At 62.2% G+C, this 18,460-nt stretch carries 18 protein-coding genes; 10 read left to right on the top strand and 8 right to left on the bottom strand.

Features of this window, described 5'->3' with window-relative positions; all coding sequences use genetic code 11:
- The first annotated feature begins 10 nt into the window (after nt 1–10).
- From BLW80_RS04095 to kce, 3 genes are read left to right on the top strand one after another with little or no spacing between them, the layout of a single operon-like run.
- Nucleotides 11–2,530 (top strand): branched-chain amino acid ABC transporter ATP-binding protein/permease, encoded by a 2,520-nt coding sequence (locus tag BLW80_RS04095; protein WP_093756909.1) that lies wholly within the window; start codon nt 11–13, stop codon nt 2,528–2,530.
- An 8-nt stretch (nt 2,531–2,538) separates the two neighbouring features.
- The gene (locus BLW80_RS04090) at nt 2,539–3,486 is read left to right on the top strand and encodes a 3-hydroxyacyl-CoA dehydrogenase (protein ID WP_093756908.1); all 948 of its coding nucleotides are present in this window, start codon (nt 2,539–2,541) and stop codon (nt 3,484–3,486) included.
- Nucleotides 3,487–3,521: 35 nt separating this feature from the next.
- Entirely contained in the window at nt 3,522–4,445 is a 924-nt protein-coding gene (kce, locus tag BLW80_RS04085; RefSeq protein ID WP_068734883.1) for a 3,5-dioxohexanoate:acetyl-CoA acetone transferase, read from the top strand.
- Nucleotides 4,446–4,838: 393 nt separating this feature from the next.
- Here the strand turns inward: kce and BLW80_RS30180 are convergent, their stop codons facing one another.
- Both BLW80_RS30180 and BLW80_RS04070 read right to left on the bottom strand, forming a co-directional pair.
- The gene (locus BLW80_RS30180; protein WP_170849569.1) at nt 4,839–5,012 is read right to left on the bottom strand and encodes a hypothetical protein; all 174 of its coding nucleotides are present in this window, start codon (nt 5,010–5,012) and stop codon (nt 4,839–4,841) included.
- A 288-nt stretch (nt 5,013–5,300) separates the two neighbouring features.
- Complete coding sequence (locus BLW80_RS04070; RefSeq protein WP_093756905.1) at nt 5,301–6,320, bottom strand: LacI family DNA-binding transcriptional regulator; 1,020 nt, start codon at nt 6,318–6,320, stop codon at nt 5,301–5,303.
- Between the two features lie 116 nt (nt 6,321–6,436).
- On the opposite strand from BLW80_RS04070, the gene BLW80_RS04065 reads away from it, so the two are divergent.
- The 6 genes from BLW80_RS04065 to BLW80_RS04040 are packed head-to-tail and all read left to right on the top strand — an operon-like array spanning nt 6,437 to nt 11,383.
- Nucleotides 6,437–7,327 carry a dioxygenase family protein gene (locus BLW80_RS04065; protein ID WP_093756904.1) on the top strand — a complete coding sequence of 297 codons (891 nt, stop codon included), beginning with the start codon at nt 6,437–6,439 and terminating at the stop codon, nt 7,325–7,327.
- Between the two features lie 7 nt (nt 7,328–7,334).
- Complete coding sequence (locus BLW80_RS04060) at nt 7,335–8,081, top strand: SDR family NAD(P)-dependent oxidoreductase (protein ID WP_093756903.1); 747 nt, start codon at nt 7,335–7,337, stop codon at nt 8,079–8,081.
- Between the two features lie 19 nt (nt 8,082–8,100).
- On the top strand, nt 8,101–8,985 hold the full coding sequence (locus BLW80_RS04055) for a beta-keto acid cleavage family enzyme (RefSeq protein ID WP_093757338.1): 885 nt from the start codon (nt 8,101–8,103) through the stop codon (nt 8,983–8,985).
- A gap of 20 nt (nt 8,986–9,005) precedes the next feature.
- Entirely contained in the window at nt 9,006–10,025 is a 1,020-nt protein-coding gene (locus BLW80_RS04050) for a quinone oxidoreductase family protein (RefSeq protein ID WP_093756902.1), read from the top strand.
- Between the two features lie 4 nt (nt 10,026–10,029).
- Nucleotides 10,030–10,380 (top strand): cupin domain-containing protein, encoded by a 351-nt coding sequence (locus BLW80_RS04045; RefSeq protein ID WP_093756901.1) that lies wholly within the window; start codon nt 10,030–10,032, stop codon nt 10,378–10,380.
- 34 nt (nt 10,381–10,414) lie between these two features.
- Nucleotides 10,415–11,383 carry a Bug family tripartite tricarboxylate transporter substrate binding protein gene (locus BLW80_RS04040; RefSeq protein WP_170849568.1) on the top strand — a complete coding sequence of 323 codons (969 nt, stop codon included), beginning with the start codon at nt 10,415–10,417 and terminating at the stop codon, nt 11,381–11,383.
- 45 nt (nt 11,384–11,428) lie between these two features.
- Here the strand turns inward: BLW80_RS04040 and BLW80_RS04035 are convergent, their stop codons facing one another.
- From BLW80_RS04035 to BLW80_RS04015, 5 genes are read right to left on the bottom strand one after another with little or no spacing between them, the layout of a single operon-like run.
- On the bottom strand, nt 11,429–12,403 hold the full coding sequence (locus BLW80_RS04035; protein WP_093756899.1) for a sugar ABC transporter substrate-binding protein: 975 nt from the start codon (nt 12,401–12,403) through the stop codon (nt 11,429–11,431).
- Nucleotides 12,404–12,457: 54 nt separating this feature from the next.
- Nucleotides 12,458–13,438 carry an ABC transporter permease gene (locus BLW80_RS04030; RefSeq protein ID WP_093756898.1) on the bottom strand — a complete coding sequence of 327 codons (981 nt, stop codon included), beginning with the start codon at nt 13,436–13,438 and terminating at the stop codon, nt 12,458–12,460.
- Nucleotides 13,435–14,412, bottom strand: a complete 978-nt coding sequence (locus tag BLW80_RS04025; RefSeq protein WP_093756897.1) for an ABC transporter permease — start codon at nt 14,410–14,412, stop codon at nt 13,435–13,437. The genes BLW80_RS04030 and BLW80_RS04025 overlap by 4 nt, the downstream gene beginning before the upstream one ends.
- Nucleotides 14,409–15,980 (bottom strand): sugar ABC transporter ATP-binding protein, encoded by a 1,572-nt coding sequence (locus tag BLW80_RS04020; RefSeq protein ID WP_093757337.1) that lies wholly within the window; start codon nt 15,978–15,980, stop codon nt 14,409–14,411. Before BLW80_RS04020 ends, BLW80_RS04025 begins: the two co-directional genes overlap by 4 nt.
- A 56-nt stretch (nt 15,981–16,036) precedes the next feature.
- A complete protein-coding gene (locus tag BLW80_RS04015) occupies nt 16,037–16,501 on the bottom strand; it encodes a RidA family protein (RefSeq protein ID WP_158550404.1) in 465 nt (154 codons plus the stop codon).
- A gap of 163 nt (nt 16,502–16,664) precedes the next feature.
- Here BLW80_RS04015 and BLW80_RS04010 point away from each other — a divergent pair, with 163 nt between their 5' ends.
- The gene (locus BLW80_RS04010) at nt 16,665–17,183 is read left to right on the top strand and encodes a MarR family winged helix-turn-helix transcriptional regulator (RefSeq protein ID WP_093756896.1); all 519 of its coding nucleotides are present in this window, start codon (nt 16,665–16,667) and stop codon (nt 17,181–17,183) included.
- Nucleotides 17,184–17,282: 99 nt separating this feature from the next.
- Here the strand turns inward: BLW80_RS04010 and BLW80_RS04005 are convergent, their stop codons facing one another.
- Nucleotides 17,283–18,425 carry a LacI family DNA-binding transcriptional regulator gene (locus BLW80_RS04005; protein WP_093756895.1) on the bottom strand — a complete coding sequence of 381 codons (1,143 nt, stop codon included), beginning with the start codon at nt 18,423–18,425 and terminating at the stop codon, nt 17,283–17,285.
- Between the last annotated feature and the right edge of the window lie 35 nt (nt 18,426–18,460).

The following is an 18,460-nucleotide window of genomic DNA, read 5'->3' as shown; positions in this document are numbered from 1 at the left end:
GGCGATGCCAATGTTGAATCGTCTTCCCGTTCCATTGCTGATCGCGGGCGTCGGCTTGCTCATCCTGCCGCCGATCTTGCTGGCGCTCGGATTGACCGTGACGTCGGCGACGGAGATCGTCGTCTTCGCACTGGCCTGCATGGCCTTGAATATCCTGGTGGGGCACACCGGTCTCGTCTCGTTCGGTCATGGCGCCTGGTTCGGCCTTGCCGCCTATGCTGCAGCGCTGATCCAGCGCAACTGGATGCCGAATTCATTCGTCGGGCCGACGCTGCTTGCGCTTGTCGTGGTGGCCATCACGGCGGCTGCCTTCGGCTACCTGATCCTGCGCCGCCGCGGCGTGTATTTCTCGCTGCTGACGCTAGCGCTCGCGGCCATGCTCTACAGCGTTTCGTTCCGCTGGACTGACGTCACCGGTGGCGAGAACGGCCTTGGCGGCATCACCCGGCCGATGCTGCTCGGCTTCGACCTCGATGCGGGTGCGACCTATTATTGGTTCGTGGCGCTGATCGCGTTTCTCGTGCTGATCCTGCTGTGGCGCTTCCACAATTCCACGGTCGGTTCGGTGCTGGTGGCGATCCGCGAGAACGAACAGCGCGCGCGCTTCCTCGGCTATCCCACCAATCGCTACAAGCTCGCCGCCTTCGTGCTGTCGGCTACCATCACCGGGCTGGCCGGCATTCTGCTGCTCTACAAGAACCGTATGACGTCGGCGGATCCCATTTCGGTGGCGTTCTCTGGCGAGCTTCTGGCCATGGTCGTGATCGGCGGCATGCGCAGTTTCCTCGGGCCGGCGCTCGGTGCGCTGTTTTTCATTCTGTTTCGTGAGTTTCTCGGCATCTATTCCGAGAACTGGTTGTTCTGGTTCGGTCTGGTTTTCGTTGGCTTCATCATCTTCTCGCCTACCGGCCTAATCGGTATGGGCGAGCGGCTGATCGCGCCATTCCGCAAGAAATTGGAAGAAGACGCGGCAATGTCGGCGCGGCGCATCGAAGTGCTACCACTGCCGGAGTTTTTGCGACCGAAGTCGTCAGTCGACGGAGCGGTACTCGCTGCCAGCCATATCGTGAAAAGTTTCGGTGGCATCAAGGCCGTGCAGGGCGTCGATATCGCCATCGCCGATCGCACGCTGCATGCGCTGATCGGTCCGAACGGTGCCGGCAAGACCACGGCGTTCAATTTGCTGTCGGGTATGTACAAGCCGGATCAGGGAAGCGTTTCGCTGATGGGCATGCCTATCGCAGGCCATACACCGGAAGATATTGCAAGGGCCGGCATTGGGCGTTCGTTCCAGATTACCAACCTGTTTCCCGCGCTCAGTGTTGGCGAAAATATCCGCCTCGCGGTGCAAGCACGGCATCCGCGGCGCTTCGATCCCGTGACCAACGCGCTATCGATTAGCGCAATCAACGCGGAGACCGATGCGGTGATCCGCTATCTCGGCCTCGCTGGAATCGAGAAGGCAGAGGCAGGCATGCTGTCTTACGGCGGCCAACGCCTGCTCGATATGGGCGTCGCGCTGGCTACAGCGCCGCGCGTCCTGTTGCTTGACGAACCGCTTGCAGGCCTCGCTGCTGCCGAACGTGAACGTATCGGCGCGATTATCAAGCGCATCTCGACCGATTTGCCGGTTCTGCTGGTCGAGCATGACATCGATCGGGTGTTCCAGCTGGCCGACCACGTCACCGTTATGAATGAGGGGCGCGTATTGCTGGATGGCTCCGTCGAAGAGGCGCGGTCCAGCCCGAAGGTGCAGGAAGTCTATATCGGGTCGGGTACGACGGCTGTGGCTGCGCGTCCGCGCGAGACCGCGGCGGGGGCGAAGCCGCTGTTGACGGTGAAGAATGTCGATACGTTCTATGGCAAGAGCCATATTCTCAACGACGTCAATTTTACCCTGCACGAGAACGAGATCATCGCACTGCTCGGGCGCAATGGCGCGGGTAAATCGACCCTGCTCAAGTCGTTGATCGGGATCGCGCCGGCATCGAATGGCTCTATTCAACTGGCAGGCAGCGAGTTGATCGGCCTGTCGTCTGCGGAAGCTGCGCGGCTCGGCATCGGCTACGTACCACAGGGACGCGCCTTGTTCGCAGGCATGACCGTCGAGCAGAATCTCGAACTTGGTGGTCTCAAGCGGCAGACTGGCAATGGTGTGCATTGGACCCGCGAGCGCATCTACGACTATTTCCCCCGCATTCGTGAGCGTCTCGACAGTCCTGCCGATTATCTGTCAGGCGGCGAGCAGCAGATGGTAGCCGTGGCGCGCGCATTGTCGGGCGACGTCCGCGTCTTGTTGCTGGATGAGCCATTCGAAGGATTGGCGCCCGCGGTCGTGGAGCAGTTGTTTGAAACCTTTGACCGGCTTCGCAAGGAAATTGCCATCATCATCGTCGACCATAATCTCGATCTGGCTTTGGCTTTGTCCGATTCGACGGTGGCGCTGGAACGGGGCAAGGTCATTCATCAGGGGCCGTCGAAGGCCCTGCGTGACGATCTCGATCTGCGCCGCAAGGTGCTGTGGCTGTGAGAACATCAATGACACTGAACAATCGACATGTAGCGATCGTCGGCGTTGGCTTGATCGGACGCGCCTGGGCCGCGATTTTCGCGCGCGCTGGATGGACCGTGCGGCTGACAGATCCGCATCGCCCGACGCTGGATGCTGCGCCCGGGCTTATTCGCGATGAACTGCATGCGCTCGCCCGCCACGGACTTGCCAATGACCCCGACGGCGCCGCCGCGCGCATCTCGATAGCGGAAAGTCTGGCCGATGCGGTGAAGAACGTTTCCTTCGTACAGGAGAATGGCCCGGAGAACGTCGATCAGAAGATCGCCATCTTTTCCGAGCTGGATCGTCTTGCGCCTCCGGATGCACTGCTCGCATCATCCACCTCGGCAATCGTCGCCTCTCGCTTCACGGAAGCGCTTCCGGGGCGGGCGCGCTGCCTCGTCGGTCATCCCGTCAACCCGCCGCATCTGGTGCCGCTGGTCGAACTATGCGGCGCATCCTGGACCTCGCAGGAGACTATCGACCGCGCGCGTGAGATCTATCGCGAGATTGGGCAGGTCCCCGTGACCGTCAACCGCGAGATCAACGGTTTTATCCTCAATCGGCTGCAGGGCGCGCTGCTGGCGGAAGCGTTCCGTCTGGTCGGCGAAGGTTATGTCTCCGCGGAGGATCTCGATCACACCGTGAAGGATGGCCTTGGCCTGCGCTGGTCGTTTCTGGGCCCGCTGGAGACCATCGAGCTCAATGCGCCCGGCGGCATCCCCGATTACTGCGCGCGCTACACCGGTTTCTACAAGGAGCTGGCCGCTGCATCGGCAGGGCCGGAGGTTTATCAAAGCCCGAATGTCGACCGGGTGATAGCGGCCTGGCCGCATCAGCCGTCGCCCGACCGAATTGCGGCGCTCACACAGCAACGAAACGAACGCCTCGCTGCGCTCGCGGCCCACAAGGCCGCGCAGGGCGAAAAATCCTGACTACACCATCTCTTAACAGCAAGACGGAGACTGACATGAGCCGCAAAGTCATCATTACCTGCGCCGTGACGGGCGCTATTCATACGCCCTCAATGTCCAAGGCATTGCCGGTGACGCCGCAGGAAATCGCCGACGCCGCCGTGGATGCGGCGGAAGCCGGCGCCGCCATCGTGCATCTGCATGCGCGCAACCCGAAGACCGGGCAACCCGATCAAAGTCCCGAAGCCTTTGCGCCGTTCCTGAAGATCATCAAGCAGCGCACCAATGCGGTGATCAATCTGACCACCGGCGGCGCGCCCACCATGACGGTGGATGAACGCGTACGGCCTGCCGCGGTCTACAAGCCGGAAGTGGCGTCGCTCAACATGGGCTCAATGAATTTCGGGTTCTTCGGGATGCTGAACCGCTTCAAGAAGTTCGAACATGATTGGGAATTGAAGCACCTGCAGAACAAGGACATCGTGTTCCGCAATACATTCCAGGACATTGAGTATGTGCTGAAGACGCTGGCGGAGACGGGCACGCGCTTCGAGTTCGAATGTTACGACACTGCGCATCTCTATAATCTGGCCTACTTCCTCGAACAGGGGCTGGTGAAGCCGCCGCTGTTCATCCAGACGGTGTTCGGTTTGCAGGGCGGTACAGGTGCACATCCCGAAGATGTGCTGCACATGAAGCGCACGGCGGATCGGTTGTTCGGCGACAAGTATGTCTGGTCGGTGCTCGGCGCCGGTCGCAATCAGCTGCCGATCGCGGCGATGGCCGCGGCCATGGGTGGCAATATCCGCGTCGGTCTGGAAGATTCGCTGTGGGCGGCGCCAGGTCGCATGGCCTCCTCGAATGCCGAGCAGGTCACGCTCGCGCGCAAGATCGTCGAAGGCTTGGGTCTTGAGATCGCGACCCCGGATGAAGCGCGCGAGATGCTTGATCTGAAGGGTGGAGACAAGCTGGAGGTCTAAGCTATCCCTGGAGGAGGCGGACAGTGCAAGAGATGTCCGCCTGCTCTGCTTTGGGGGAACCCTGCTGGCGAATGCCCGCTTCTGACACAAAGTCGACGTGATGCGTTACCGCTCCTGGCGCAAGGCGGACATTTGGCGCGTTGGATGTTGCGCGGATCGCATACTTTATCATTCATGAATTTGGCATTTCTCAACCAAATCTCTCCGTATGGTTCTGTTCACCATCCGCTTTAGGGAAGTAGCGAGCCGCATAAGAGATGCTGCGTCATGTTCGAAGATCAACTTCGACAAGGAGGCGTCAATGGCCCTTATCATTATGCCGTTTTTGGTGACCGCAGCGGCTGTCGGTATGTTTGTCCTGGCAACCGAGCGCGCCGATGACAAACAATGCGGTTAGGCGCGCGGCTGGTCAGATTTAGAAATCTCCGGCTGATTGGAGAGCAACTGAACAGCTTCTGAGATCAACAAGGCTACATCGCTTAGATCCAGGCGTTGGGCCCGGCCTCGCATGATGTGCAGATCGTTTTTCAACAGGATAAGTTGAGCGCGGCGAGAAACATCAGGCATTTTACGTTCCCTAGCGTGGGAACCGCCCAGCTTCTTCATACGAAATGTGGAATAGCGCCGCATTACTGCAGATGAATGTTCAATGCATCTCATATGACGTCAGATCTGTCATGCAACTCGCTCCGGTCTGATCACTCGCTTGTTATCTTTTGGGCGTAGCCGCTTCTGGATTTGGCCGAATTGATAAGGAAAGTCGGAGGGGTTTGCCGGTATGCGAGTCCGCCGTTGGTTCAAAGCGAGGGGCAAACCAGAATCACGCTGGCTCAATTAATCAGATCCAACGCTGGCTTATCGCGAGATCCTTGGTGGCTGTGTCGAGCGGCGCACGACGAGCAGGGGCGCTGTGACGACATAAGGCGCATCGCCGCGGACGCCTTCGATCAGGTCGAGCAGGAGTTGGCCGGTCTGTTCACCCATCTCGCGGTGGCTGATGCGGATCGTGGACAGCGGCGGATCCACCAGATCCACCAGCGGCATGTCGTTGTGACCGATCACTGACAGATCTTCCGGACATCGCCGGCCCGTTTCGCGCAACGCTTCATAGATGCCGAGCGCGAGGAGATCGTTGGCTGCGACGATGGCGGTGGCCTCAGGCTGTCGTGCGAGCAGTCTGAGTGCGGCAGCGCGTCCTGCCTCGCGCGTGAATGCTTCAGCCTCTTCGATATCATTGTCGGCCGGCGCGAAACCGGCTTCGTGCATTGCCTCCAAGAAACCGCGGCGGCGAAGCGATCCGGTCGATAGCATTTGCGGGCCGGCGAGGTGGAGGATGTGGCGATGTCCAAGTTCGAGAAGATGCGCAACCGCGAGCCGCATGCCGGCCACATCGTCCGAGACCACCGAAGGCACACGCGCCTCAGCCTCCGCGCGATTGACAAGCACGACAGGGACTTTCCAACTCAGACAACGCTCGATCGAATTATCCTTGAGCGCGACATTCGCCAGCACGAGGCCATCCACGCGGCGCGCCACGAGCCGTTGAACGATGTCGTCGGTGCCCGTCCGTTGCGGTTGCGGGTCGGCGACAATCAGCGCGTAGCCGCGCGCCGATAGCACGTCTTCGAGGCCGCCGATAATCGGCGAGAAGACCGGGTTCGCGATGTCCGGGACGATGATGCCGACCATGTTCGAACGGCCACTGCGCAGACTCGCGGCCACCGTGTCCGGGCGGTAACCCAGCCGCTCCGCTGCTTCCAGAATCCGGCGCACGACCGGCTCGCCGATCCGTCCGCGGCGGGCAGGGTCGAGCGCGCGCGACACGGTGGAGGGGTGCACTCCCACCTCGCGCGCCACGTCTTTGATTGTCGTCATCCCTGCCACGATCTCCAAACTAGCTGGTGCGGTTGACTTGCGCAATCGATTGCACTACATGTGCAATCGATTGCGCAACGTGGACAGCCAAAAATTCGCAATGTGAGGGAGTGTCGATGATCATCACGCGTCAGGAGGATGTGACCGACGTTGTGCTTGCCGCGATGAGCGGTGCGCCGAACGAGCGGTTGCGCACGGTCATGGCCGCTTTCGTTCGTCATCTGCACGAATTTGCCCGCGAGGTTCGGCTGACCGAGGCGGAATTCGAGTTTGCTATCGATTTCCTGAACCGCATCGGCCAGGCGACAAACGACACCCATAACGAGGGCGTGTTGTTCAGCGATGCAGTCGGGCTCTCGACATTGGTCTGCCTGTTGAACAACGGCCAGGATGGCGCGAGCGAGACCGCCGCAGCGTTGCTCGGGCCGTTCTGGCGGGCGAACGCTCCGCGCGTGGAGAATGGTGCCTCGATCTTGCGTTCGCCGACGCCCGGTGCACCACTGTTCGTCGATTGCCGCATCACCGACGCACTGGGAGCGCCGCTCTCGGGTGTCAGCGTTGATGTCTGGCAGGCCTCGCCATCGGGAATGTACGAAAACCAGGACGCGGGTCAGGCTGACATGAATTTGCGCGGCGTGTTTGAGACCGATGCGAATGGCCGCTTCGTGTTCCGCTCGGTCAAGCCTGCTGGCTATCCGGTGCCGACCCATGGTCCGACCGGGGAGATGCTGGCCGCGCAGCGCCGGCATCCGTTCCGGCCGGCGCATCTGCATGTGCTTGCCTTCAAGCCAGGCTTCAAGACGCTGATCACGCAGATCTTTGTCGATGACGACGAACATCTGGAGAGCGACGTCGTATTCGGCGTGACGCGCGCGCTGATCGGCGATTTCCGCAAGGGCGAAGGCGCGCCGCCAGCGCCAGATGTCGCTGACGAATGGTTCAGCCTCAACTACACATTCGTCATGGAGCCCGGCGAAGCCGTGCTCCCGCATCCTCCCATCAAGTGAGCTGTCGATGTCGGATATTCTCGCGAACAAGGTAGCCGTGGTGATCGGCGGTTCGGGCGGCATCGGGGCCGCGGCCGCGCAAGCCTTGGCCGCCGAAGGCGTGCGTGTCGTCGTGACCTGGCGCTCCGGCGAGGCAGCCGCCAACGTGTTGCTGGCCGGCCTTCCGGGCGAAGGCCATCTCGCCAGACGCGCGGTAATTGAAGATAGCGCAACGCTGACGGCGCTTGCCGGCGAGGTGGAGCGAGCGTTCGGCCGCTGCGATATTCTCGTCAACACCGCCGGCTACACGAAGCCGATCCCGATCGGCGATCTCGACGCGCTGACCGACGAGTTCATCGACGACATGTTCAAGGTGAACTGGCGCGGCCAGTTCGCGGCTATCCGCGCTTTCGCACCGCTGCTCAAGGCGAGCGGCGACGGGCTTATCGTCAACGTTTCCTCGATTGCGGGGCTGAATGGCGTCGGCTCCAATCTGGCTTATGCGGCGATCAAGGCCGGCATCGACACCATGACCAAGTCGCTCGCGCGGGCGTTGGCGCCGGCAGTGCGCGTGATGGCGGTGTCGCCGGGCGTGGTGGCCACTGACTTTGTGCCGGGCCGTGATGCGGCCGCGCTTGAAAAGGTCGCGGGGACCATTCCGCTCAAGCGTGTTGCGACGGCCGAGGATGTCGGCCGCGCAATCGCGGCCTGCGCCACCCACCTGACCTATTCCACCGGCTCGCTGATCGTCGTTGACGGCGGCCGAGCGTTATAAGGAGAGATTGATGCGCCCGATGCTCGACAAGATCGTCATCACTTGCGCCGTCACCGGCAATCTGACGCGGCCGGACCAGACCCCGCATCTGCCAATCACGCCGGAAGAAATCGCCGACGCCTGCCTCGGTGCCGCAGAAGCCGGCGCGGCAGTCGCGCATATCCATGTGCGCGAGCCCGGCACCGGCGCGCCGTCGATGAAGCTCGAATATTATCAGGACGTCGTCGGACGCATTCGCGCGCGCAATCGCAACCTGATCCTGAACATCACCACCGGGCCCGGCGGTCGCTTCGTGCCTTCGCAGAACGATCCCAAGGTCGCCGCCGCCGGCACCACGCTGATGAACCCGGAAGAACGCGTCGCCCATATCACGGCGTTGAAGCCCGACATCTGCACGCTCGATCTCAACACCATGAATTCCGGCGGGCAGGTGGTGATCAACACGCCCGGCAATGTGCGCCGCATGGCCAAGGTCATCCGCGAGGCCGGCGTGAAACCCGAGATCGAACTGTTCGATTCCGGCGATATCGCGCTGCTGCACGATCTCCTCGCCGACGGTACACTCAGCGGCCCGGCGCTCACGTCCTTCGTGATGGGCGTCAAATATGGCTTCCAGCCGTCGCCGGAAACGGTGCTGTATGCGCGCGGTCTGCTGCCGCGGGATGCGCATTTCACGGCCATCGGCATCGGCCGCTCCACATTTCCCATGGTGGCGCAATCGGTGCTCGCCGGCGGTCATGCCCGCACCGGTCTGGAAGATGCGGTGATGCTCGGCCGCGGCGTCCTGGCGCCGTCGAACGCCGTGATGGTGGACAAGGCACGCCGCATCATCGAAGAACTCGGCGCGCAGATCGCGACGCCTGCTGAAGCACGCGCGCTGTTCGATTTGCCGGGCGCCGCATAACACAGCATTCGAGGACTGAAATGACTGCAGCCGCCAAGACTTCCTCCAGCGTCACCGCAAAATGCCTGCGGGTGGCCGCCAAGGCTGATCGCATCGAGAATGTGGCGCTCGGCATCGAGCAACGCACACTCGCCTGCGCCAGGCCAGGCGATGCGCTGGTCGAGATAAGGGCCGCCGCGATCAATCCGTCGGACGCCAAGGCGACGCTCGGTCTGATGCCGCATGCGGTATTTCCGCGTACGCCTGGTCGGGACTTCGCCGGCGTCGTGATCGACGGACCGGCCGACCTGATCGGCAAGGACGTGTTCGGCTCGTCCGGCCAACTCGGGATCGGTCGCGATGGCACCCATGCCACGCATCTGGTGGTCGAAGCGTCTGCGCTGGTCGAGAAGCCGATCAATATCAGCCTCGCGGAGGCGGCCGGCGTCGGCGTGCCCTTTGTCACCGCGCAGGAAGGCTTTCGCCGCAGCGGCATGCCGAGACCCGGCGAGACGGTGTTGATCCTCGGCCTGAACGGCAAGGTGGGTCAGGCGGCGACGCAGATCGCATCATGGCAGGGCGCCCGCGTGATCGGCGTCGTCCGCAAGGACGAGCTATATGCCGGCCATGCCCATGGCGAGGTGACCGTCGTCGATTCCAGCCGCAATGACGTCGCCGCGACCGTGCGCGAACTCACCGGCGGCAAGGGCGCGGACATCGTCTACAATACCGTCGGCGAGCCCTATTACGACGCCGGCACGAAATCGCTCGCGCATCTCGGCCGCCAGATCTTTATTGCCTCCACCAAGGCCACCGTGCCGTTCGATATCTTCGCCTTCTATCGCGGCAAGCACACCTTCTTTGGTGTCGACTCGCTGTCGCTGTCATCGCCGGAAGCCGGCGAGATCCTGCGCGAATTGGTGCCGGGTTTCGCCAGCGGCGCGTTGAAGCCGTTTCCGATCAAGCCGGATGCGATCTACCCGCTGGAGCGCGCCGCAGAGGCCTATGTCGCCGTGCTCGGCTCTTCGCGCGACCGTCTCGTTTTTCAGCCGAACGGGTGAAGTCATGCATGTCGTCCGCCTGAACGATGCCCCGCGCTACGAAGCCCCCGGCCACAATGACATGCGGATGTTCCGCCTGCAGGGCCGCGACGCCGGGCCGGGCGATGTGATGTGGCTCGGCATGAGCCAGATTCTGCCGGGCGGCGGCATTACGCCCTCGGCCTCGCCGGAGGAGAAGTTCTATGTCGTCCTCGAAGGCGAAGTAACCTTCGAGACGCCGGATGGCATCGCCTCCCTCGGCATCTGGGATTCCTGCCGCATCGCGCCCAACGAGACGCGCGCGCTGCGCAACGAGACGAAACGACCGGCGGTGGTGTTGCTTGCAATGCCGCTGCCCAACACCGCCAGAGGCTGAAAGCCCGGCACTTGGTTTTTTAAGGGAGAAAATGATGGATCGCCGACACTTCATGATTGGCTCCGGCCTCGCCGCGACTGCGGCGCTGATGGGCAGCGGAGCCTTTGCACAGACTTATCCGAACCAGCTCGTGCGTATTATCGTGCCGTTTTCGGGTGGCAGCCTCACCGACATCCTTGCCCGTTCGGTGGCCGAGAAGCTTGCTGCGAAGTGGAAGCAGCAAGTCATCGTCGAGAACAGGCCCGGCATCGCCGGTGTCAGCAGTGTCGCCAAAGGCCCGACCGATGGCTCGCAGATCATGCTGACCTCAAACGGCCACAGCGTGATCGGCGTGGTCAACAAGAACCTCAACTTCGATCCGATCAAGGATTTCGCTGCGATCAGCCGCGTCGGATCGACGCCGTCCATCCTGATCGTGCCGCCGGATGCGCCGTTCAAGACGCTGGCCGAACTGATCGCTGCGGCAAGGGCCAAGCCGGATTCGCTGAGCTACAGCTCTGCCGGCGTCGGTAGTTCCACCGGTATCGCCGCCGAACTGTTCAGGCATCTCACGCAGACCAAGATGGTGCTGATTCCGCATCGCGGACTGCCGGAATCCCAGATCAGCATCATGCGCGGCGACACCTCGGTTGCCTTCACTTTCTTCGGCGTCGGTGGCGACCTGATCCAGTCGGGAAAGTTGCGCGCACTGGCAGTCACCGGCAAGAGCCGCATGGCGCAACTGCCTGATGTACCAACCTTCGCCGAGGCAGGGCTCCCCGAATTCACCTACGATAGCTGGTTCGGCATGCTCGCCGCCGCGGCGGTGCCGAAGCCCATCGTCAGCCAGATCGCGCGCGATCTCGCCGAGGCGCTCAGCGATCCGGCCCTGATCAAGCAGTTCGCCGCGCAGGGCGCCGACATCGCCAGCTCGACGCCGGAAGCGTTCGAGGCCGAATTGCGCAGCGATGCGGAGCGTTATGGCAAGCTCATCGCGATGTCGACGGACGGGGCGGCCAAGTAGGAAGGCAGGCCTGCAGCACGCGACGCGTCTGCAGGCCCGTTAGCGCTACTTCGCGATATACGCGTCCGGCGTCGGGCAAGTCCGGTCCTTGTAGGGGATGAGCCAGGGCGCATAATTGGCCTTGGTGATGATCGCACCGGGGATCGTGATCTGCTTCGGCGCACTCTGGCCGCGAATGGCATTCAGGCCGACCGCGGTGGCGACGCAGCCGATCTTGAAGCCGTCGAATTCGGCGATCGCCAGCAGGCTGCCCGCCTTCACGGCTTCAACTGCTTCCGGCACGCCGTTGATCGAAACCACAGCAACGTTCTTGCGGCCGGCGGCATTGAGCGCCTCGATCGCGCCGAGCGCGGACGCGTCGGCAGCGGCGATCACGCCGTCGATGGTGCTGAACTGCTGGATCAGGTTCTCCATCGTCTGCATGCCGAGCAGGCGCTGGAAGTTGGCGGGCTGCGAGGCCAGTACTTTGATATTCGGATAGTCCTTGGCCGCAGCGTCGAAGCCGCGCTTGCGCTCGTCACCCGTCGTGGAGCCCTTGACGCCTTCGAGGATCACCACATTGCCCTTGCCGCCGAGATGGTCGAACAGGGTCTTGGCGATGTCATAGCCGAGCTTGTAATCGTCCTGACCGACAAAGGAGAGATAGGGGGCGTCGCCGCCGCGGTCGTTGTAGTTGATGATCGGCAGGCCGGACTCGATCAGGCGCTTGATCGTTGGCAATTGCGCCTTGGCGTCGATTGGCATGAACAGCATCAGATTGGGCTTGGTCACGCCGACGTCTTCGAGCTGCGACATGCCTTCGGTGATATTGTTCGGCTTGGTCGGCGTGTAATATTTGACCGTCGCGCGCATTTTCTCCGCCATCTGCGCGACGCCGGCGCGCACACCCTCGAAATGCGGGTCCACCTGGTTCTTCGTGAAGGCTGCAATCACTTCGCCATCGGCGCGCACCGCCGAATTGAACAGGGTGCCGCATATGACGGCGGCAAGAACGCATCGGATAGATCTGGTGGTTCGCATGATGGCCCCTCTGGTTGTGAATGACGAGACTGTGGTGAACTGGTGATGCCGGGTCTATCCGCTCCCTGATCGGCGTCGGCTGATGACGAGATCCGCAATGATGGCGACCAGGACGACGGCGCCGTTGACGAAGGGATGCCAGGTCGCTGCAACATTCAGCAGATTGAGGCCGTTGACGATGATGGTGAGCAGGATGGCGCCAAGCACGGTGCCGACGATGTTGCCGTTGCCACCGAACAAGGATGTGCCGCCGACCAGAACTGCGGCGATAGCAGGAAGCAGCAACGGCTCGCCGATTCCGGGCTCGGCGGCATTGAGGCGTGCGAGATAGACGAGAGACGCGATGCCCGCCGTCAAGCCGCTGAGCACATAGAGCAGCAGCCGACGACGCTCGACCGGGACGCCGGACAGCAGCGCGGCGGTCTGGTTGGCGCCCATGAAATACGCCTCGCGGCCGAAGGTCGTGCGGTGCAGGAGGATGCTGCAGGCGAGACAGACCACAAGCGTGATCCAGATCGGCAGCGGAACGCCGAGGAAGAAGCCGGTGCCGAAATAGCGAAACGACATCGGCATGCCGTAGATCGTCTGCCCGGCCATGAACCAGTAGGCGATGCCCTGCGCCACCCACAGCATGCCGAAAGTCGCAAGGAAAGGCGGTAACTGCAGGCGGTTGATCATCAGCCCGTTAGCGTAACCGATCAGCGTGCCGGCGCCGATGGCGACCGCAACGCCGTACCACGGATTGCCGGTGGTCTTGATCGCGGCTGCGGCGAGACAGGCCGACAGCGTCAGATTGGCGCCCACCGACAGATCGAGCCCACCGCCGATGATGACGAGTGTGAGGCCGGACGCGACGAGAAACAGCAGGCTCGCCTGCCGCAGCATATTCAGCAGATTGCTCACCGACGCGAATCCCGGATCCACCGCGGTCAATGCGCCGGCGATCAGAACGATCAGCACGAACCGGCCGAGCAGGGCCGCAGCGTCGGGCGACAGGGACGATGGGCGGATATCGAGCGTTGCGGGGATCGTCATGCCGTACGCCTCACGAATTGCTTGCGCGCCTGGTCGATCAGCAACGCGAGGATGAGCAGGATGCCGATGCACACGACCTGCAGCGACGAGTCGATGGACAGAATGTTGAGTCCATTGCGCAGCACGGTGATGGCAAGCGCGCCGAGCACGGCACCGAACAGCCAGCCCTGTCCTTTTTCGAAGGAGGTGCCGCCGAGCACGACTGCGGCGATCGCCTCGAACTCCATGCCGATGCCGACGGTCGGATGCGCTGAATTGGTGCGTCCGATCAGCAACACCGCCGAAAGGCCGATGATCGTGCTGCCGAGCACATAGACGGCGAGGTGCACGAGATTGGCGCGAATGCCGGCGAGACGCAGCGCGTCCTTGTTGCCGCCGATGGCGATCACGTAGTTGCCGAGCCGAGTGCGATAGAGCAGTAGCCACAGCGCGGCATAAAGGGCGGCCGCGATCGCGATCGGCGTCGGAATGAACCAAAGCTGGGAGCGATAGAAGGTTTCGATGGCAGGCGTGAAACCGCCGACCGGATCTCCATTGGTGAGCACCAGCGCAATCCCCTGCATCAGCCCCATGGTGCCGAGGGTGACAACAAAGGCAGGGAGCGACAGATAGGCGATTAGGATGCCGTTGAGGGCCCCGAATGCAATGCTCACCGCCAGCGTCGCCGTACAAGCGGCGAGCACGCCCCATCCGGCAAGAAGCGCCTCGGCGACGATGACGCCGCTCAGCCCGAGCAGAGCTCCGGCCGACAGGTCGAGGCCCTCGGTCATAATGATGAGCGTCATCGGCAGGGCGAGCATCAGCAGTAGCGAGGTCTGCAAGCCAACATTGATGAGGTTGGTCTGGGACACGAATCTCGGATTGACGATCGTGAACAGCACCAGCATCAGGATCAGCAGGAGGCCGGCGCCGGGGATTGCGCTGAGGAACTGGCCGATGCCGGACCTGCGCTGCAGCTGGATCGTCACGCTCATTGATGCACCGCCAGTTCGAGGATGGCCCGCTCGGTTAGCTGGTCGCCGGCGAGATGCCCGACGATGCGATGGTCGCGCATGACATAAGCGCGGTCGCAGAGCTGAACGAGCTCCGGCAGTTCCGAACTGATGACGACAACACCGGCCCCGCCATCGACCAGTTGATCGATCAGGCGATAGATTTCGGCCTTGGCGCCGACATCAACACCGCGCGTCGGTTCGTCCAGCAGAAACAGTTTGGCTCCCGCGGCCAGCCATTTGGCCAGCACGACCTTCTGCTGATTGCCGCCGCTGAGGGTGTGGACGTTCTGGCGCGTGCCATGGGCGGCAATGCCGAGCTGTGCGATCAGCCCGCGTGTGTCTCGCTCGGCTTTGGCCGGTGAGAACCAGCCGGAGGCGAAGCTGCGCCACAACGAGGCGACCGTCGCATTGTCGCGGACATCGAGTGGCAGCGCCAATCCCTCCCGTTTGCGATCTTCAGGGAGCAGGGCCATGCCCGCACGCACCCGTCTGTCCAGTGTGGCCGGCGCGCGCGATCCGAACAGAGCGATCTCGCCGCTGGCGATTGGATCCGCGCCGAACAAGGCGCGGACCACTTCAGTCCGGCCGGACCCGACGAGGCCGGCAAGCCCCACCACCTCGCCGGCGAGAATTTCGATGGAGATGTCCGACAGTTTGGCCGTGTTCACATCCCTGGCGAGCAGGACAGGCTCGCCGGGCGGGCGCGGCGTCCGTGCGAGTTGCGATCCCGATGGCCGTCCGATCATCGCGCCGACCATCTCGGCCTGGCTTTTCTGATCGCGCAGCACGCTGGTCACGACGGCCCCGTCGCGCAGGATGGTGATGCGATCGCCGAGCATCTGCACCTCCTTCATACGATGGGAGATGTAGACGATGGCGACGCGCTTTTCCGTCAATCGCGCGATGGTTTGAAACAGGCGATCTGATTCACGCTCGGAGATCGCCGCTGTCGGCTCGTCCATCACGAGCACCCGCGCGTTCTGCGAAAGCGCCTTGGCGATCTCCACCATCTGCTGCTGGGCTACGCCGAGATCGGCGGCGTATGCGTGGGTGTCGTAGTCGAGGCCGAGATCGTCGAGGATGGTGCGTGCGGCTGCATGCATGGCCGCGGAATCGACGAGGCCGAAGCGACTGAATGCGGCTTCGCGACCGAGAAAGATGTTCTGCGCGATGTCCAGATACGGGATCAGCGAGAATTCCTGGAAGATGACGGCGATACCAAGCGCGCTGGCATCGGCCGGGCGGGCGACGGCGACTCGCCGGCCCTCGATCTCGATATAGCCGCGATCGGCCGCATAGGCGCCGTACAGCGTCTTGATCAGCGTCGACTTTCCCGCACCATTCTGGCCGAGGATGACATGGACCTCACCGGCATAGACGTCGAGCGATACGTTCTTGAGCGCATGCACGCCGGGAAAGGATTTGTCGATACCGACCAGACGCAGCAGCGGCGCATCGGCTTCGCTTCCGGTCGCCCGCGGCGCAGACCCCTTTGGGGCGTGCAGCGTGCGGTCCCCTTGCTCATTTTGATTTTCAGTGCCGTGCATCATTGTCGGCCTCGTTCGGCCCGATGACCCGGGGCCGGCGGGAGGTCACATCCGGTCTATTTTTGCACGGGAATGGCGGCGATCATGTCGAGCTCGACACGGGCGCCCTGGGTCGAGAGCTGGTTGATGCAGATGGTGGTGCTGGCCGGCGTCCAGTCGCCGAAATATTCCTTCATCACCTTCACCATACCGTCCTGGTCCCGGATGTCGGTCAGGTACTTCGTCACCTTGACGATGTCGGTCCAGGTCAGCCCTTCGTGATCCAGGATCGACTGGATCGTCTGCATGGCGCGGTGGGTCTGGTCCTCGATCGAATTCGGATGATCGTGCTCCTCCAGAACATGGGGATGCTTGTGATAGAGCGGCGAGGGCGTTGCTCCGGAAATGAAAAGCATGCCGCAGGGCACTTCGACACGGATCGCTGGCGCATAAGGCATGTCCGGCTTCCGCTCCGGCATCGTCTGGATTTCCTTGACGTGCGGATTGGTGGGCGAGGTCGCAAAGGCCGGCTTGGCTGTCATGATCATTTCCTCGATGGCGGGCGTTGGTAACCTCGTGACCTTCTCGCGAGGGGCATCCGATCAACCCGTCACGAAGCGTGAAGTCAAACTATCTTTGAGTCAAGATAAAATATCTTTGCAGAAAGATAGATGAATTTGCATATATTCGGTGCCCCGTGCCTATATGCTGATCAGCATGACTACCGATTCGATTGATGAGATCATTGCCGGCTGGAGCCGGCGGCGGCCCGACCTCGACGCCGGTCACCTCGACGTCGTCGGCCGGATTGTCCGGCTGTCCGTGCATATGCGCAGCGCCATCGAGCCCGCACTCGAGGAGCAGGGCTTCAATTGGGAATTGTTCGACCTGCTTCTGACGATCTACCGCCGCGAGGCCGATAGCAGTATCGGTGTTCGACCGACTGACCTCTATGCGGAGTGCCTGCTGTCGTCGGGCGGGCTCACCGCGCGGCTGCGGCGTGCCGAGCAGGACGGCTTCATCGTCAGGCGCCAGGATCCTGAAGATGGCCGCGGCGCGCGGATCACGCTTACGGCCAAGGGGCGCAATTCCGTCGACAAGGCGATTGCCCAGCACTTCAAGCTGTCCCGGTCGGTCGACGAGGTGCTGACAGCCAACGAACGTCAAACGCTCACGCGGCTGCTGCGGAAACTTCTGATTTCGGTCGAGAAGCCAGATCTGTAACGGATCGCTTTGAACGCCCCGCTGTCAGCAAATTCGGATCAGTCGCCGACACTTTTCCATGCCACCGCCGCAGCGTGCGTCAGGTTTGGCTTAGCTTTGTCAGTGCCGTATTCTGACTTCTCTTTTGGTGGTGTCAGAAAGATCTGATGAACGTGTCCTGGTCGGCAGCTTGATCGCGGCGACAGAATCGCGCGCAAGCAAAACCGGCTTCAGTACGATCCGATCGTTTTGAACCGGCGTTCCCTTGATCATCGCAATAAGGATGTGAGACGCCTGCGTTCCCAGTTCCGCAGTCGGTGTACTGATGGTCGTCAGCGCCGGTGCTATCGCATCCATGAACAGCATGTCGTTCATGCCGACCAGCGAGATGTTGCCGGGACATGAAATGCCTTTGTTTCTCAGGTGTCGAAGGCAGCCTACGGCCAGCATGTCGTTGCCAGCCACAATCGCCGTAATATTGGGGTTCTCCGTCAGCAAACGCTCGCAAGCGAACTCGCCTTCCTCGACCGTAAAGGCCTCACCGAAGACGGCAGTGGGCGCAACTCCGTCTTGAGCCAGGGCTTTGCAAGCGCGCCGGAAGCCGCGATAGCGGTGGTAACCCGTCGACACATTTTGCGGGCCGCCGACATGAGCAATTTGCCTGTGCCCACACTCGGCGAGATGATGAACCGCCAGTTCCATTGCCTTCGCGTCGTCGACCCGGACGCTCGGAATGAATTCGCTTTCAGGATCGCGAAACACCGCGACGACCGGAATATTCGCCTCGACGCAGGCTGCGATGCCGGGATCGTTTCGCTCGAAGGTCGCGACGATCAGCCCCTCGACGCCTTGCTGGATGAAACGATCGATCAGCGCGGCCTGCCTGAGCGGATGGTTGTCGGTGTTGCCGACAATGGTGACGTATCCAATCTCGGCGAAACTGTCTTCGATCGCGCGGACAATCGGCGGATGCACGGGGTCACCCAGATTTGAAACGATGACGCCGACGGTGCGAGATCGCTGGGTCCGAAGCGCCGATGCCATGGCGTTGGCCCGATATCCCAGCTTCTTTGCGCAAGCTTCGACGCGCTCGATCATTTCTGGGGAGATCAGGTGGCGCTTCTCGGGATTGAGCCCGCGCGACACCGTTGACCAATGGACGCCAGCACACTTCGCGACATCAATGATTGTCTTACGCGACGACCGCTCCTGAAGCGCGGGTGACGTCTTCTTGGTGTTCTTGGTTTTTTTGGGCATCGCCATCCAGCCTGCTCGCGCGCGTCGTCGTATCCGCTAAC

This window comes from Tardiphaga sp. OK245, from assembly GCF_900108575.1.
GTDB classification, from domain to species: Bacteria; Pseudomonadota; Alphaproteobacteria; order Rhizobiales; family Xanthobacteraceae; genus Tardiphaga; species Tardiphaga robiniae.
Note: the sequence above shows the minus strand (reverse complement) of the source record. Positions and strands in the feature narration are given on the sequence as shown.